Source organism: Luteolibacter sp. (assembly GCF_039920825.1).
Classification (GTDB): Bacteria; Verrucomicrobiota; Verrucomicrobiia; order Verrucomicrobiales; family Akkermansiaceae; genus Luteolibacter.
Map to the genome: position 1 here is coordinate 57,332 of NZ_JBDSCX010000040.1, position 15,123 is coordinate 72,454.

11 protein-coding genes are annotated in these 15,123 nt (G+C 59.7%); all 11 read right to left on the reverse strand.

The genetic code is table 11. The features are described from left to right. Position 1: 1 nt before the first annotated feature. The 11 genes from ABIQ96_RS11165 to ABIQ96_RS11215 all read right to left on the reverse strand — a co-directional run bounded on the left by ABIQ96_RS11165 (position 2) and on the right by ABIQ96_RS11215 (position 14,916). Positions 2-892: a DUF58 domain-containing protein gene (locus ABIQ96_RS11165; RefSeq protein ID WP_348214667.1), complete on the reverse strand. Its 891-nt coding sequence runs from the start codon at positions 890-892 to the stop codon at positions 2-4. A gap of 36 nt (positions 893-928) precedes the next feature. Beyond that, on the reverse strand, positions 929-1,282 hold the full coding sequence (locus ABIQ96_RS11170) for a hypothetical protein (RefSeq protein WP_348214668.1): 354 nt from the start codon (positions 1,280-1,282) through the stop codon (positions 929-931). Positions 1,283-1,303: 21 nt separating this feature from the next. After that, a complete protein-coding gene (locus ABIQ96_RS11175) occupies positions 1,304-2,296 on the reverse strand; it encodes a MoxR family ATPase (protein WP_348214669.1) in 993 nt (330 codons plus the stop codon). An 81-nt stretch (positions 2,297-2,377) separates the two neighbouring features. Continuing rightward, positions 2,378-3,193: a hypothetical protein gene (locus ABIQ96_RS11180; RefSeq protein WP_348214670.1), complete on the reverse strand. Its 816-nt coding sequence runs from the start codon at positions 3,191-3,193 to the stop codon at positions 2,378-2,380. Between the two features lie 51 nt (positions 3,194-3,244). Beyond that, positions 3,245-4,939 carry a family 16 glycoside hydrolase gene (locus ABIQ96_RS11185; RefSeq protein ID WP_348214671.1) on the reverse strand — a complete coding sequence of 565 codons (1,695 nt, stop codon included), beginning with the start codon at positions 4,937-4,939 and terminating at the stop codon, positions 3,245-3,247. Between the two features lie 256 nt (positions 4,940-5,195). Beyond that, positions 5,196-7,028, reverse strand: coding sequence for a hypothetical protein (locus tag ABIQ96_RS11190; protein WP_348214672.1), 1,833 nt, complete (start codon positions 7,026-7,028; stop codon positions 5,196-5,198). 9 nt (positions 7,029-7,037) lie between these two features. Continuing rightward, positions 7,038-7,718: a hypothetical protein gene (locus ABIQ96_RS11195; RefSeq protein WP_348214673.1), complete on the reverse strand. Its 681-nt coding sequence runs from the start codon at positions 7,716-7,718 to the stop codon at positions 7,038-7,040. A 75-nt stretch (positions 7,719-7,793) separates the two neighbouring features. Continuing rightward, positions 7,794-9,077: a hypothetical protein gene (locus ABIQ96_RS11200; RefSeq protein ID WP_348214674.1), complete on the reverse strand. Its 1,284-nt coding sequence runs from the start codon at positions 9,075-9,077 to the stop codon at positions 7,794-7,796. Between the two features lie 2 nt (positions 9,078-9,079). After that, positions 9,080-11,080 carry a sigma-70 family RNA polymerase sigma factor gene (locus ABIQ96_RS11205; RefSeq protein WP_348214675.1) on the reverse strand — a complete coding sequence of 667 codons (2,001 nt, stop codon included), beginning with the start codon at positions 11,078-11,080 and terminating at the stop codon, positions 9,080-9,082. A 112-nt stretch (positions 11,081-11,192) separates the two neighbouring features. Next, positions 11,193-13,157 carry a sigma-70 family RNA polymerase sigma factor gene (locus ABIQ96_RS11210; RefSeq protein WP_348214676.1) on the reverse strand — a complete coding sequence of 655 codons (1,965 nt, stop codon included), beginning with the start codon at positions 13,155-13,157 and terminating at the stop codon, positions 11,193-11,195. Between the two features lie 346 nt (positions 13,158-13,503). Further along, complete coding sequence (locus ABIQ96_RS11215; protein ID WP_348214677.1) at positions 13,504-14,916, reverse strand: family 10 glycosylhydrolase; 1,413 nt, start codon at positions 14,914-14,916, stop codon at positions 13,504-13,506. Positions 14,917-15,123: the final 207 nt, after the last annotated feature.

The window sequence follows — 15,123 nt, forward strand, 5'->3', positions numbered from 1 at the left end:
ATCACCGGATTTTCCTTCCTTCCAGAAATCTAACGAGCGTCGAGGTGATCGGCGTGTCGGTGGTGACCGTGAAGTGTTCGATGCCCGCGCCGGCGCAGCGTTTGCTGAAATCGTCACGCCATTTCGCGACCGCCGCAGTGTGGGCGGTGCGGACATCGGCCGCGCTGAGACGGAGGATTTGCCCGGTTTCCGCGTCCTCGACTTCGAAGTCTCCGCTGGCCGGGAGTTCGAGTTCGTAGGGGTCGAAAAGTTGGAATGCGACGACATCGTGCCGCGCGGAACTCATTCGCGAAAGTGCGGAAACCGTTTCCGCCGGATGGTCGAAGAAGTCCGAGAAAACAATGACCAGTCCACGCCGGCGGCAATGTCCGGCGGCTTCCGCCAGCGCTGCGGCCAGACTTCCCGAACCGGATGCCTTGCTGGCTCCCAGGGTTCCTAACAAATTCTGGAAATGGGTGCGTCCGGTCCGCGGCGAGCGATGGTCCGTCACCTTGTCTGCCAGCAACGAAAGCCCCACCGCATCCTGCGAGCCGATGGCGAGCCTTCCGAGCGCGGCGGCGCAACGCGCGGCGTAGGCCCATTTTTTCGAGGTGCCGTTGGAGACATCCATCGATCCGGAATGATCGAGCATCAGATAGAGCGGCAGGTTCGTTTCCGCGCGGTATTCTTTCACGCACAGCCGCCGCGAGCGGGCGTAAACCGCGGTGTCGAGGTGCCGCGGATCATCGCCCGGTCGGTAGTCGCGGTGCGATTCGAATTCGACCCCCGCACCGCGGAACGGGCTGCGGCGAAGTCCCTGCCAGATGCCTTCGACGATGCCGCGCGATGCCAGTTCGAGATCCTCGATGGCGAGGAAATCGTGCGGGTCTTCGAGTGAGGTGGAGGAGGACATGGAAGATAATTATTGGCAGAAATGCTTCATTTGCAGTTACCATTCGCGCCATTCCTCAGTGACGTCTTCATCTTTGCCGTTGAATCCAAGGAGCGCTCCCGCAGAAATGATGAACTCACAGATTTTCTCTCTCTGATCTGTCTCAATCAAATCACCTCCGACCAGGTTGTTGAGCTCGTTCAGCTTTATAACAGTAGTCTGGACACAATGGGCCGCCGACGTTGCATTGTCTGCGGATGAAATAGCAACCAGATGTTCATCGAGAATCGCCGCGCAGCATTCGATGTCAGCTTCCGTGTAATCAACGTTGCTCTCGACCATGAAATCACGCATTCCCGCAAGGCATGAGTCACGAATACCTTTCAGTTCTGGATTTTCGGTGAGATTCATATACAGGAAATTCTTGAGCAATCAGGGAGTCGGCACCTTTTCCAACAGACGGTTGATCAGCGCATCCGCATCCAGGCCTTCGGCACGGCTCTTGAAATTCAGCACCAGGCGGTGGCGGAGTACCGGCAGGGCCAGCGCCCGGACGTCGGCGAAATCCACATGCACGCGACCGGCTAACAGCGCGCGGGCTTTCGATGCGAGAATCAGCGTTTGTGAGGCGCGCGGGCTGGCACCCACTTCGAGATAGTCGGTCACTTCGCGGATGGCGGCAGGGGTGTTAGGACGGGTGGCTCCGACGAGGCGGACGGCGTGGCGCACGACATCATCGGCGACCGGCACTCCGCGGACGAGGGCTTGCAGCGAAACGATTTCCTCGGGAGTCATCACCGGCTCGATGGTGCCATGTTCCTGCGTCGTCGTTTCGCGGACGATCGACATTTCCTCCTCCTCGGTCGGATAGCTGACGCGGATGCAGAACAGGAATCGGTCGAGCTGGGCTTCCGGCAACGGATAGGTGCCTTCCATTTCGATCGGGTTCTGCGTCGCAAGCACCACGAACGGCGGCTTCAGCGTGTAGGTTTCGCGGCCGATGCTGACCTGCTTTTCCTGCATCGCCTGCAACAGCGCCGCCTGTGTCTTCGGCGGGGTGCGGTTGATTTCGTCGGCCAGCAGGAAATTCGTGAAAATCGGACCGGGTAGAAAACGCCGCGAATAGCTGCGCGTGACGGGATCCTCCTCGAGGACCTCCGCACCGGTGATGTCCGCCGGCATCAGGTCGGGTGTGAACTGCACCCGCCGGAAATCCAGCTTGAGCGCCTTGGCCATGGTTGCCGCCATCAGGGTTTTGCCGACTCCCGGAACTCCTAACAAAAGAGCGTGGCCGCCGCACAGCAGGGCGAGCATCATCAGGTCGAGAGTGGCGTCCTGACCGACGACGCGCTTGCGGATTTCATGGCGCAGGCCCGTGTGGGCGGTGGCGAGGGATTTGGCGATGTCGGCGGCGGATTGGCTCATGATCGGATGTTAGTTTTGCGGGGGATAGGGGGCATGGACGTCTCGTCCATGCGAAGGGACGAGACGTCCCTTCCCCTTACGTTATTCAAGGTCTTTTCCTTCGGTGGTCAGGGTGAAAAAATGTTTGGCGGCGGAGCTGGCGTCAATTTCCGCCGGGCGTTGCGTGCCGCGGCCGTCGCCGTCGCCATCCAACAGCGCCGACTCGCGGACGATCAGATTTTCCGCCTGATAACGCTTCAGGACACGCTCCCTTGTCGCTAGAAAAATCTCGTTGGCGTCGAGCTTGCCGTCCTTGTTCGCATCGGATTTCCGGTCGTTGATCGACTCCGCCAGCGATGCGGGGAATTCCGTTTCATTCTCCATGCCGCCCGGAGCGGTCGCGGTGATGATGACACGTCCCGGAGCCGCCAGAGGACGCAGGAATGGCGCACTCGCCGTGTGGGTGAAAATGAAAGTGAGGGGAGCCGCTTCATTGCACTCCGCCAGCGCCACCGCGAGGTCCATGGAGTTCAGATCGGCTCCCGGAAGATTGACTTGGGCTCCGCCGCGGATGCCGTTGGCGTGGCCCATGAAAATGATCCAGTGCGCGATGGAAGGGGACTGCTTGGTCATCGCCGCGATTTCCTTGACCGCAGCGAGGATGTTTTCGCGGGTCGCTTCCCCGGCGTAGCCCGCGGATTTCGGGCCATAGTAAACCGCGATGTTTTCCGGAGAAACTCCGAGTCGCTGGGTAAACCCCGTTTTCAACGATCCGAGCGTCTTTTCAAAATCCGCATGATGTTCCTCATCGCCGGGCAGCCCGGTGAAAATCCACACCCTTTCATCCGCGGCCGTGGCGAGGAACGAACCGATCGCCGTCGCCAGAAGGAAGGTGGTCCGGGGAGCGATGCGGGTCATGCTGGGTGTTGTACTAGACAGTTAGATCCGGGCGTCAAGAGCGATGCGCGTTTATTGTTCCGGAAGAGCCAGCGCCTTGCCGATTTCCTTGAGTGTCCAGCGCTTTTCCTCCGCTGGCCAGGGCTCGGGCGTCTTCCACGGCAGGACGTTGGCGAGGAGGAAAATGGCATCATTGTAGTCGCAGAGTCCGCCGGTTTCGAAGCAGATCAGATAACTGTCCGTGAGTTTGGTTTCGAGCACGCGGGACGCTTTGAATACGCGGGCTTTGTAGCGGAGTTTCATTTTTGACGGACGATCCTGATTCGTCGATGAATCGTCACCGAGGCACAGTCCGAACGCGGAATCCGGCGTGATGAATTCATGATAGTCCGCCGCCGCGAGCGTTCCGGATTGCGATTTGGCGATGATGGCGGGATTGAGTCCGATGGCCGGCGTCGCGGCTCCGACCGGTTTCAATGCGGGATCCACTTCGGTGAAAAGCGACAGCGCCGGAATCGCCGTATCGTCGTCTGGAAATGCCGCGACGGGCATGATCAACGCCTTGCCGTCTTTCGAGCTGATGAAACTGCGGGCGTGGATGCTGTCACCGAGGCGCGGCGTTTTGTCCTCCTGCCAGCGACCCTTGCCGACGATCGCCGGGACCGACAGCGTATCGACGATTTCCTGCAACGTCGGCTCCGTGCCATCGCCGAAACTGATCGCATTGATCGGAACAAACGCGCCGGTCTCGTCATCGCCGAATTGGACGGCCGCACTATAGCGTCCGCCGAATCCCAACGGTGCGAAATGCACTTTGAATTCCGCGCTCGCACCGGCGGCGATCTTCGCCGATGCGGGCTCGACGGTGAAGAACTCGCCGTCTTTGCCGATCACCCGCGGGCTTGCGTCGAGCGGAGCAGTGCCGGAGTTGGTTAGGGTCACCGTGGCATCGGCGGTTTTATTCTGTCGCGCCATGAGCGTGATCTGATGAAGAGACGGCTTCAATGGCTTGGGCAGCTCGTTGATCGCAACGTTGCGATATTGAATTTCCGCGCCTTCGAGTTGCAATGTGATCCTGCCTTCCGTTAGCGGAGTGCCGTCCGGTTTCTTGAAATCGCGAAGGCGCGTGTGGACCCGGCCGTTGATCTTGTGGATCGCCCATTCGTCGGCCTGCACAATGGTATCGACGGTCGTCCAGCCCTCGTAGTTGTCGAATTCTTGGAAGCGTCCGATGTAATCGTATTTGAATCCGATGTCTCGCAACAGCCCGCCGTTTTCAGGCAACAGTCCCGTTAGGCCCTGGCCTTCCGGCGCATATTGGCCGGCGGGGCGCATCCACGTCAGGCCGTTGGAATCGCACCAGATCAGATCGCCGGTATCGCCTTCCTGCACCTGGTTTTCGATCCCGCTCGGCCAGACTTTGGAAAATTCGTAGGCATGATAGATGGTCCCGGCGTCGCGGATGTCGCCGGTGCGTGGTGCGAATTTCTTGCCGCCCCATTGATATTGAAATCGCAGGTGATAGCGCGAATACGATTTTTCGGAAACGATGAAGCCGAAGGGAACCAGATCACCCGCCTTCACATTCTGATACATGTGAATGGTTTCGTCATGCACCGTGACAAGTCCCTGCGGATCCTTGCCGGGCGCGGCGTTTTCGAGCACCGGTGACCAGCCGGACAAGTCCCTGCCGTTGAAAAGCGGACGAAATTCCGATTGGGAAAACGCGGGAAGAGCGGCTGACAAACAAATGAAGAGGGCTTTCATGACGATGCCTATTTGTCTGACAGGGTTCTGATTTTTGGGAAGCCCCAAAAAAGGCCATTCGAATCGACTTGTGGAGGCTCAGAGGCTGTCTGAAAAATGAGGAGCGCGTTCATTCTGAACGCTATTTGCCGTGGACATTCTGTCCAACGGCACTGAACCGGTTCGCCCGACAGGATGTCGGGCCGAAACAGTCGATAAAATATCGACGCTCCTCATTTTTTAGACAGCCTCTCAGGAAAACCCGATGAAACGCCGATCAGGGTGCGGCGTGGGGCAGGCCCGGCACGTCGTCGGTGATCTTCGCTCCGCCGATGGCGATCAGCGCGGGCAGGTAGGGACCTTGCGGGCAGGAGTAAACCGCGAGCGAGGCCGGGCCGATGTTTTTCACGTAGAAGACATCCAGGTCATACTCGCCCTTTTTCAATTTCCACGCCGTGACGATTTCCGGATCGCTCTCGAGATCGGTTTGTCCGTTGAAGTCAAAGGTGTCCGCCTGGTGGTGGACATTCCGCACGCTCTGGAAACTTGGGACAAAGCCCTCGTAAACGCCATCTTTCACCCGCACCGCGGCAAGTCCGGCGGCGCGGATTCCGATCTGATAGGAACCATCTTGTGGCACGACCAGCCGCGCGGTGGTGTGCAGCGGCCAATGGTCGTGGTTTCCGCCGGGGCGGTCGTTAGGGAATGCCGCGGCACCCGGGAAGCGGGTGGAAATCGTGCCGGCGCCCTGGGTGAAGTTGATGGCGGGCAATCCGGTCTTCGTGATGAGTTCGGAATCCATGTTCAGCTTGAGCAGTCCGTCCTGCAGCCCGAGCGACTTGTCGGAGGGGCGCGAGCATTCGACGGTCCATCCGGCTTCGGTGATGCCGAGGCGCGGGATTTTTTCAGCACTTCCGGCATGGCCTAACGGACGCCAGTCCGTGGTGGAGCCCTGGGTCTCGTGAACGCCCGGCGCTGATAGAACCTGGAAATCCGGGTGGCTCGTTTCCGCCATCCACAACGCCTCGACGAGGTGGTCTCCCGCAGGCAGATCCATGACTGCGAGTGCTTTGGTGACGAAACTTCCGTTAGGCTGGGCGACCGTGAGCGGATCGAGTGGATCGATATAGGCGTCGCCACCGGCGGACTTCCATTTCAGTCCGCCGATGCGCAGGGCGAAGGCATCCTTGGCGGAAATGGCGAAGGTGTGGGGTCCTGCTTTTTCCACATGGATTTTTCCGATGACGGCACCCACGCAGTTGTTTTCCGGCGGGAGTTTCGGGAAATTGCTTCGGCCATGATCGTAGGAAAGCCAGCCGGGGTGGTTGCCGCCGGGAGTGGAAATCCAGAGCCACGGAAGTTTTCCGACGGCAGAGCCGTCCGATTGCGGGAGCGCTTTCAGTTTGTCGGAACCCTTCAACAGCGCCATCGCGTCGGTTAGAGTTCGGGGTGACTCGATCCAATTGCTGGGAAACTTCACGTATCCGGAAACCCACCGGGCATTCCATTTCCCCGGGACGTATTCGGGCATGACGGATTTCTCCGGCCAGACGCGCTCGTAGGTGGTAGCGCCCGCGACGGGAGTTTTGGATCGCGTTTCCCACTCGACGACGAAATAGAATTTGTAGCCCGATTGTCCGGGCGTTCCCATGCCGTTGTCGGCCCAGCGCCCGGACCACTGGAAATAGGTGCCGTCCTCGCCGGAGCCGCCGTTTTTCCAATCGTCCGGCTGGTCGGGAAGCCAGTTGGAAAATGTCATCGGTGTGCCGTCCAGCCATTTCCATCCGTCACGCGGATTCGATCCCGCCTCGTGACCGCCGAGGCGCTCCTCATCGGTGAGGCCGCACCACGCCTCCTGCCGGTTGAGGTTCCGGACAAACTGGTTTTCCGCGAACGAGCCGAAGGTCACCAGATGGCCCTTTACCGCCGGATCTCCGGCCGGGGAGGGAAGGGTTTCCGCCTCTTTCCTCGCCTCATCCCAAGTGAGGGACTTTTCAACAAGCTGATAGAGATTCCAGGTTCCGTCCGGACCGAACGGCCCGGTGTAAAGCGGAGCCGCCGCCGAGATGCCGGCGAGGCCGAGGAACGCCAATGTCAGGATTCGTTTCATGACTTGCGGCTATTCCTTGGGGAACATCGATTCCGCCATCCCCTTGGTGCGGGAGATCTTGCGGGCGATGTAAGGATTGTTAGGCCAATCGGCGTTGAGTTGTTTGACCGATTTGGCGATCGCCTCCCGGTCACCTGAGATCCATGCCGGAGTGATGATGGAGAAGTTGACCATCGTCCGGTTCACCTTGTCCAGAGGCAGGGCCGCGAGCGCCTTCAGTTCGACGAGCATCCGGGCGGGAAATCCTTCCTCCCGCATCTTGCCGTATCCCGTCGGCCAGCCACCGTGGTTCTCAATGTCGATGAAGGAAGCCTTCACCGCGGCCAGATAGATCCAAGTTTGGTATTTGGCGGATCTCACCTCCTTGCTGTCCTTGGGATCCACCGGAAACGGATCTTCCTTGTTGTTCCAGACTTTCCCGAACTCCCGGTTGATAACCTCTTTGACCTGAACGTCGTTGATCGGCTCGCCTTTGATCAATTCGTGGATGAGCACGTCCGTCATCGGCATTCTCGGCCGGTCATAAGGAGCGGGAATCGGCGTTTCGACAGGCGCGGGTTTTTCGACCACGGGTGCGGGCAAGGCTTCGCCCGCCGTTTGCGCGGAGGCGGGCAGGAAAAACGCGACGCAACCCGCGATCAGATAGAAGCACGGGTGCGGTTTCCCGGAGCGGGCGAAATTCCCTTTCATGACCCGAGACTTCTACGAACCGGGGTGTGCGAAGTCAAAATGCATTTCGGGACGGTCGTGTGGATCGGGTTTCGATCACTTGATCCCGTGCTCTTCCGCGAAGGCATCGGCGGCGGCCTTTTGGGCAGCGTCGTGTCGCGGCCACTTTTTGTAGATCAACTTGAAGGCACCCTCACGTGGTTTTCCAGTCGGTAGAGCCAAGGCCCACTCGATGGCGACCTCGGGCTCGGAACTCGAAACGGCATCGACATAGCCTTGGATGGCGAGATCCCGCTGCGGACTCTCTTTGGTTCCCGCAAGCCAGGATTCCGCGCCGGACGGGTCGGCCCCGCCCCAGTAAAACATCATTACTTTTACCGTCTCATCCCGTTCGTTCCCTTGAAGCGCAGTTCCCGCCCACTCCAGCCACCGGCCGGTTTCGAGACCTTTCACATGGGACGTCAGCCCGTCCGCGAAGCCGGCCAGTTCCTCGTGTGTTAGACCCGTCTCATTGATCCATTTCAACCCGTTCTCGAAGCCTACCGCAACGATGCCACCGGCAAGGTTTTCGAACGCATCGTGTTGGGTCCGCTTGCGAAGTTTTTCCTCGGGTATCGATGGGATGTAATCCCTCAACGCGGCGACCATGTCCGTCCTCACTCCCGCGGTCCGGGCTGAAAACGCCGCGAAGGATGCCAGATATTCCGGACGCTTGCATCCCAGCTCGCCGATGAGCTTGAACGCCAGCTTGGGGTCGTTCGCCGCGGCACCGCAGACGACTTTCTGTTTGACCTCGTCCGTCATGAAACGAGGATTGGATTCCATCCATTTGAGAGCAGCGGCTGGATCGTCTCCAATCCATCGGCCGAGCGCCACGGAAACCGTGCCTTCTTCAGTGCTCTTTTCTGCAAGTCCATCCAGTGTTTGTGAGAAGAAATCGAGCACGATCTTCGGGTGGTCCTCGCTCAGCTCCTGAAGTGCGCCATAGAGAAAAAACTGCGGAAGTTTTGCACCGGGCTCCGCTGTTGTCCGAATCTCCGCGAGGAATTCCTCCCACTCTGCCGGATTCATGGAGTCTAACCGGTTCAGCAGTTCCATTTTCCGCAACTCGGCTTCCCTTCGCTGCTCCCGCGGCATGCCGGACCGCACCTCGGGATTCTTGCCGAGTTCGAGGCACTCGGCGGCCAGAGTTTGGGCACCCCGATGAGCGCGGGAATCCCGCGGGATCCGGCCGGCGCTGGATGAGTCCGTGCGGTTGGCGAGCGTCGCGGTGAGTTCAGCGTGACGGTCGCTGAGGCGTCGTAATTTCCGATGATCGCCCAGACACAAGCCTATCAGGACAGCGAGAATAACAGCGGGCCAAACGATGGGAATCTTCATGATCAATGGGACGGTTTTTCGAAGAGTTCTTTCAGCTTTTCTCCCAGTGCGTCGGAGGGAGAAATGGGCGCACCTATTCGCTTGAGAAACCGTCCCCGCAGAGCTTCATCGGAAATCGCCGCAGCCAAGGCTTGTCCGTTTTCCACCATGTAGCGCCGGTATTGCCCGAACATCGGGTCCAGCACCTCATCGTTGCCACTGTCAGCAAAATATTCGACGGCAAGTGCCGCAGCCTCCGAAACCGGCATCTCGGTTGTCAAATGGGCAAGATAAAATCCCGTCACCTGCTCAACACCCTCCGGAGCCTGAACCTTCGCCCACTCGCGGAACCGGTCGAAGGACTCGCGCGTGAGCTTGCCCGCCTTGGCAACGATGGAACCGATTTCGTTGTCCAAAGCCTCTCCGGCACAGGTGGCCCGTTCCGTCGGCGTCGCCTGGATTCGGTCAAAATAGCCCGTTATCCCGGCGTATCCGCTCCCACGTGGCAGGCACCTCAAGCTCGAAGCGATGGCTCCCGCTTGTTCCGCTTCTGGCAAGTGGGCACGCACGATGGTGGCGAAATCGATCTGCTGCCTGCCGTCCAATAGTTGGTCCAAATAATTCACGACCGTATCGCGGCGGTAGCCCTCCGGCAACGCAGCGATCCGACGACCCGCCGCTGCCGGATCAACCGGCAGCAACTCGCCAAATACCACCGCTTCGAATTGAATCCGAGTCTCTTGTTTCCCGCCTGCCGGCGATTTCCCGTCAAAAGTTCCTGCTGCGATCTCGGCATCGAACCAAGCCAAGGCTTTTTCCCGATCCCGGTGAAACCATTCCCTCATCGCTCCCGTGAGCTCGCCCCGGACAGGGCTCCCCATATCGTGCGGGAATCGTTTCAGCGCCTGTTCGGGATCCTTGTCGATCAGCGGGTCGATGAACATCCGCGTGAGAAGCACGTTTTCCTCCGGTGAGAGTTCGAGTGCGGCGATTCTATCGAGTTCGACCGCGAGTTCCACGCCGTCCATCGACGCCAGCCGCAACTGCCAGCTCCGCCAGACTTTATTGTAGCTGGTCTGATCCTTTCGCCGCATCGCGATCAGTTGCTCAGCGATCGCTTTCCAGTTGGCAGGCCCTTTCATGTCCACCGTGAGGCGAGACCTGCCGGACCCATCACGGACGGAAGCTTTGGTTGTCATGGCGAGACGATTCTCAAGGCTCGCGTTGCTGTTTTCCAGTTCGGCGATGGATTGGCGCTGGCTGGCGAACCACGCTCCCGCGCCCAAGAGCGCGATGAGAGGCAATGCGAGAGATGTGGTTTTCATGCCGATGGTTGTTAGGAATGCGGTGGCGGCCGGAATCGCGCCCATGCCGACGGTTCCGGCAGCGATGGCTTTGGAGGCGAGCAGGGAAACCGCGGGCACCGCCGCTTGTGCGTCCGCCGCGAAGCCAGCGACCATGGCGGCACCCATCGCGCCGCCGGCCTGGCAACCGCGTCTAGCAAGTTTCCCACGCAGCCGCTCGGTGGCGCGGTCGATGCGTTTTTGCGCGGCATCGGTGGCGATGCCCAACGTCACGGCGATTTCCCTAACACTGAGCGACCGGTAGAAGCGCAGCAACAATGCCTCGCGGTCCTTGTCCGATAGAGCCGCGAGCGCGTCGTCCAGCACCGGCCGCATTTCCTTCCACGAATTGTCGGCGTGAGTGGTGGTTTCCATGGCGGTCTTGAGGCGTTCGCGCTTGCGGTTTTCCCGGTGGTTTTTGCGGATCAGATTGTTCGCATGCCATAGGGTGGTGCGGTGGAGCCAGCCGCCGAGCGACGCGCATGAGGCGAGCGACTTTGCCTTTTGCGCGAGGGTGATGAAAACAAGCTGCGACACCTCGGAGGCCAGCGACTCGTCACCGCAGGCCCGGCGGGCGGTCATGTGGACGAGTCCCGCGTAACGCCCGACCAGCGCGTGGAACGCCGGCTCGTGGCCGCGCTCCAGCCACTCGGCGAGCAATTCGGGATCGGTCTTCTGCATTTCTCGGAGAGAGTGTCACGGCGGCAGCGGGACCGGACAAAAAATTCAGCGGATTTTCACGGAACCGTGAACTGAGCACCGCCTTGTCACCGGGTTTCGGGAAGATCGGCTCCTACCGGCTTTCAAATCTATCCATGATTTCCTTCCGTTGAACCGGGTCCGAAATTTTCCCGGCGAGATCCCGCTTCCTCGGGTCCGGCGCGCGAGGGCATCCTTTCAGGAAACTCACAAGCACCTCGTCGCGTCCGGTGTCCGCTTGATACTTGCAAGCAATTGGCGCCGCATCTTCGAATGACAATTTGCCCGCAGCCGTTCCACCATACCGAGGTGCCTTTGCGAGCATTTCTCCCACGATGCGATCGGTGAGAGTTGAATCTTGGGAAGCAATCCAATCCCGAAGTTCATTAAAATCTTCAAGGGTGACGTTACGCTCCACAGCCAGTTGCAGGAGCCTTTCCGAAGCCGCCATCTCGACACAAGACTCCCGTTCGGAATCCGTTGCTCCAATGCGATCCAGATAAAGCGATACCGGCGAGTAGCCGTCAGTCAGCGGCAGATACTTGACCAGAGCAACAATCGCTTCGATTTGATCATCCGGAGGAAGATGTGTCCTAACGAATTCAACATACTTCCGCTGATCCGGTTCGGTAATTGCAGCCGGATGTCTCTTCAGGACTTTGGCCCGCTGATCTTCCGGCATGGCGAGCAAACGGTTTGCGGCGGCTTCGAAGTTCACGGGGATCAGCCCCGTCAAAAGGGACGCTTCCAATTCGATGCGGGCTTCGTTGTCTTCGGCGGGTGCGGCGCGGTCAAGTCCCTCGCCGGAGATTTGACCGTCGAGCCATACCTCCGCCTCATAGGGATTTTTCTCCGCCCAATCCATCAAGGCACGGCAGGACGGCGAACCCGAAAAGCATTTGGGTTGATACACACTGTTGAAATGGCGGGTCAGCAGCAGTTCGGGATTCTTTCTCGCCAGCGAATCGAGCAACAGATCTTCTAGCAGATCCCGGCAATCCGCCGGCATGTCAAGTTTCGCGATTTCGTCCAGCGAAGAGCTCAACTTCGCGACACGCATGGCGGCAAGCTGCTTCATCAGGTCGTTCCAGAGCCGGGAATACTCGTCTTGGTTATCTTTCCGCCGCGCGGCATTCATGGTCAGTCCGACCCGTTTCCAATCGATCGCTTGATCGGCACGCACGGAAACAGCGTTGAGAACGCCATCGCGAGCGGCGGATCTTTCCGACAGTCGTTTTTCCAATGCCGCGTCCGCCTCCTGCGCTCCTGTGAATGGGGGCTGACGGTGAGTGATCCACGTTCCAGCGGTAACCAAGACAACAAATGTTAGGACGAAAACCAACGGTCTTGCCCCAATGGCACTGATATGGGCGAGAATACCCCCTCCAGAAACGATTGCCCCTGCGGCGATGGCTTTCGAAGCTAACAATGAAACCGCAGGCACTGCCGCCTGCGCGTCCGCAGCGAAGCCAGCGACCATGGCCGCACCCATCGCGCCACCTGCCAGGCAACCGCGTTTCGCGAGTTTTCCACGCAGCCGTTCGGTGGCGCGGTCGATGCGTTTTTGTGCGGCATCGGTGGCGATGCCCAGCGTTACGGCGATTTCCCTAACACTGAGCGAGCGGTAGAAACGCAGCAACAGCGCCTCGCGGTCCTTGTTCGATAGAGCGGCGAGCGCGCCGTCGAGCACAGGTTGCATTTCCTTCCACGAATCGCCGGAATGGTTGAGAGCTTCGGTTTCCATGGCGGTTTTAAGAAGTTCGCGTTTGCGGTTCTCCCGCCGGTTTTTCCGCATCAGGTTCTTTGCCTGCATCACGGCGGTGAGATGAAGCCAACCGGCCAGCGAGCTTCTCGATGTTAGGGATTTCGCTTTTCGGGCGAGGAGGATGAAGGTGAGTTGGGCCGCCTCGGCCGCCAGGGTTTCATCGCCGGAAATCCGCCTGGCCGCCATGTGGACGAGTCCGGCGTAGCGGGCGACGAGGGCATGGAACGCTGATTCGCGCTGATGGCCCAGCCAATCGGCGAGGAGTTCGGCATCGGATGGCGCGGCGTTTTGCATGTTCTGGAAATAGTCTGTCCATCCGGCGGCGGAACCGGACAATTATTTTCTCGGTCCACCACGTCCTGAAAACGAAGAGCGGGGGAAAGTGGCAAAGGCAGGGATTGAGTTGCCTGCGGCCATGCGGATGGCGCTTCGCGGTTGATAGGATCTCGCTGGTGCTCGCCCTGCATTCCGGGCGGTCCGCGAGAATGGGAAGCGAACTACGGCCCAGGGGTGGATTTCCAAGCATTTCATGGGCATCGACGTTCTCCTTGCATTCGCCTGACCGCCCGGAGGTCGGTCCCTGCCAGTTTTTAGACAGCCTCTTAATCTGTTGGAAAATCAACGGCTGCCAGCTGATCTACTAACGAATTCCCAGCACCTTCGGCGCGCTGGCGTTTCCGTAGCGATCAAGAGCGGTGACGGCGACCGCATCGGCGCGGGGAATGGTGATTCCTTTGGCGCTGGCGGGGACGATCTGGACGGTTTTCCACGTTCCGCCGGTCTTCGCCTGCACGGCGATTTTCGAGGTGTTGCCATCGGGTTCCCAATGGACGTAGGTTCCGCCGCTTTGGATGTTAGCGCTGACGCCGGGGGCGGCGGGCGATTGGCTGCTGACCCACGGCATCGGCGGGACGGCGGCGGGCTGGGTGTAGGTGCTGGCGAGTTTGGTGGCGATGCCGCCTTGGTTTTTGACGAGGCTTTTCGCGCTCCAGTGGATGTGGCCGTTCCAGTTTTTCCCGATCTTGCGGCTGAGGTCGATCTGGTTGGTGATTTCGGAAGCCGGACGATGATCTTCCGAGCCGCCGATGCGTTCGGTGGCGATGCCGGGCCAGACGGGGCGCGAACCTTGTTGCCGCCACCAATTGAGAAGCGTGGAGAAACTCTGTTTCTGCGGCGAGTTCGGCCAGTAGAGCTGCGGCGCGAGGTAATCGACCCAGCCTTTTTGCAACCACTTGCGCGAGTCGCCGGCGAGTTGTTCGTAGCTATCAAGTCCGGCTTCGATGCCTGCGGGAACGCCGGGCCGCCAGATGCCGAACGGGCTGATGCCGACGCGAACCCATGGCTTCTGGCGCTTCACTGCGGAGTAGAGGTTGCTGACGAAACCATCCACATAGGCGCGGCGCTCGGCGGGGCTCTTGCCATCGGGGAAGCGCAGGTTTCCGGACGGATACGGATAGAAATAATCGTCGAGATGGACGCCATCGATGTCGTAGCGTTTCACGACGTCCAGGATGACGCCGAGCGCGCGGGAGCGGGTGTTTTCGCTGGCGGGATCGCACCAGGTCATCGTGCCGAATTTCTTGGTGATCTGCGGCATCGTGCGGGTCACATGGTTTCCGGCAACGGGGGCCGAGTTGTTAGCCAGCGCGCGGAAAGGATTGAACCACGCATGGACTTCGATGCCGCGGGCGTGCGCCTGTTGGACGCAGTAGGCGAGGGGATCATAGCCGGGAGAACCGCCCATGGTACCGGTGAGGCAGGCGCTCCATGGTTCGATCGATGAGGAATAAACGGCGTCGCATTGCGGACGGACCTGGAAAACCACCGCGTTCATTTTCAACGAGGCCACCTTGTCGAGGATGGTGCGCAGTTCCGCCTGTTGGGTGGCCGCGCTGAGGCCGGACGAACTCGGCCAGTCGATGTTGTAAATGCAGGCGATCCATGTCCCGCGAAACTCGCGGGCGAGCGCGGGCGGCGTATCATTCACCGGCGCGTAGGATTGGGCGGAGGCGGTGAGGACAAGTGCGAGGAAGATTGCGACGATGCGAAACATTGGGGCAGAGTTTGCCCGGATCGGCATGTGACGGCAAGCTTGGTGATCTCGGAAAACAGGGCATCTACATTTGGATTTTTTCAACCGCAGATGAACAGGCATGTAGTCATTCAAGTTTTTTCTTCATGCGGTGTTGGATTCGGCATGTTGGGTGATCTGGGTTTGAAGGTGGAGGACACAGGCGGCTAGGTTGGCAGGCAGGGAGAG

Bases quoted from the DNA above. Each gene is read 5' to 3' on its own strand.
- ABIQ96_RS11165 (WP_348214667.1), bottom strand. From the start codon at position 892: ATGTCCTCCTCCACCTCACTCGAAGACCCGCACGATTTCCTCGCCATC.
- ABIQ96_RS11170 (WP_348214668.1), bottom strand. From the start codon at position 1,282: ATGAATCTCACCGAAAATCCAGAACTGAAAGGTATTCGTGACTCATGC.
- ABIQ96_RS11175 (WP_348214669.1), bottom strand. From the start codon at position 2,296: ATGAGCCAATCCGCCGCCGACATCGCCAAATCCCTCGCCACCGCCCAC.
- ABIQ96_RS11180 (WP_348214670.1), bottom strand. From the start codon at position 3,193: ATGACCCGCATCGCTCCCCGGACCACCTTCCTTCTGGCGACGGCGATC.
- ABIQ96_RS11185 (WP_348214671.1), bottom strand. From the start codon at position 4,939: ATGAAAGCCCTCTTCATTTGTTTGTCAGCCGCTCTTCCCGCGTTTTCC.
- ABIQ96_RS11190 (WP_348214672.1), bottom strand. From the start codon at position 7,028: ATGAAACGAATCCTGACATTGGCGTTCCTCGGCCTCGCCGGCATCTCG.
- ABIQ96_RS11195 (WP_348214673.1), bottom strand. From the start codon at position 7,718: ATGAAAGGGAATTTCGCCCGCTCCGGGAAACCGCACCCGTGCTTCTAT.
- ABIQ96_RS11200 (WP_348214674.1), bottom strand. From the start codon at position 9,077: ATGAAGATTCCCATCGTTTGGCCCGCTGTTATTCTCGCTGTCCTGATA.
- ABIQ96_RS11205 (WP_348214675.1), bottom strand. From the start codon at position 11,080: ATGCAGAAGACCGATCCCGAATTGCTCGCCGAGTGGCTGGAGCGCGGC.
- ABIQ96_RS11210 (WP_348214676.1), bottom strand. From the start codon at position 13,157: ATGCAAAACGCCGCGCCATCCGATGCCGAACTCCTCGCCGATTGGCTG.
- ABIQ96_RS11215 (WP_348214677.1), bottom strand. From the start codon at position 14,916: ATGTTTCGCATCGTCGCAATCTTCCTCGCACTTGTCCTCACCGCCTCC.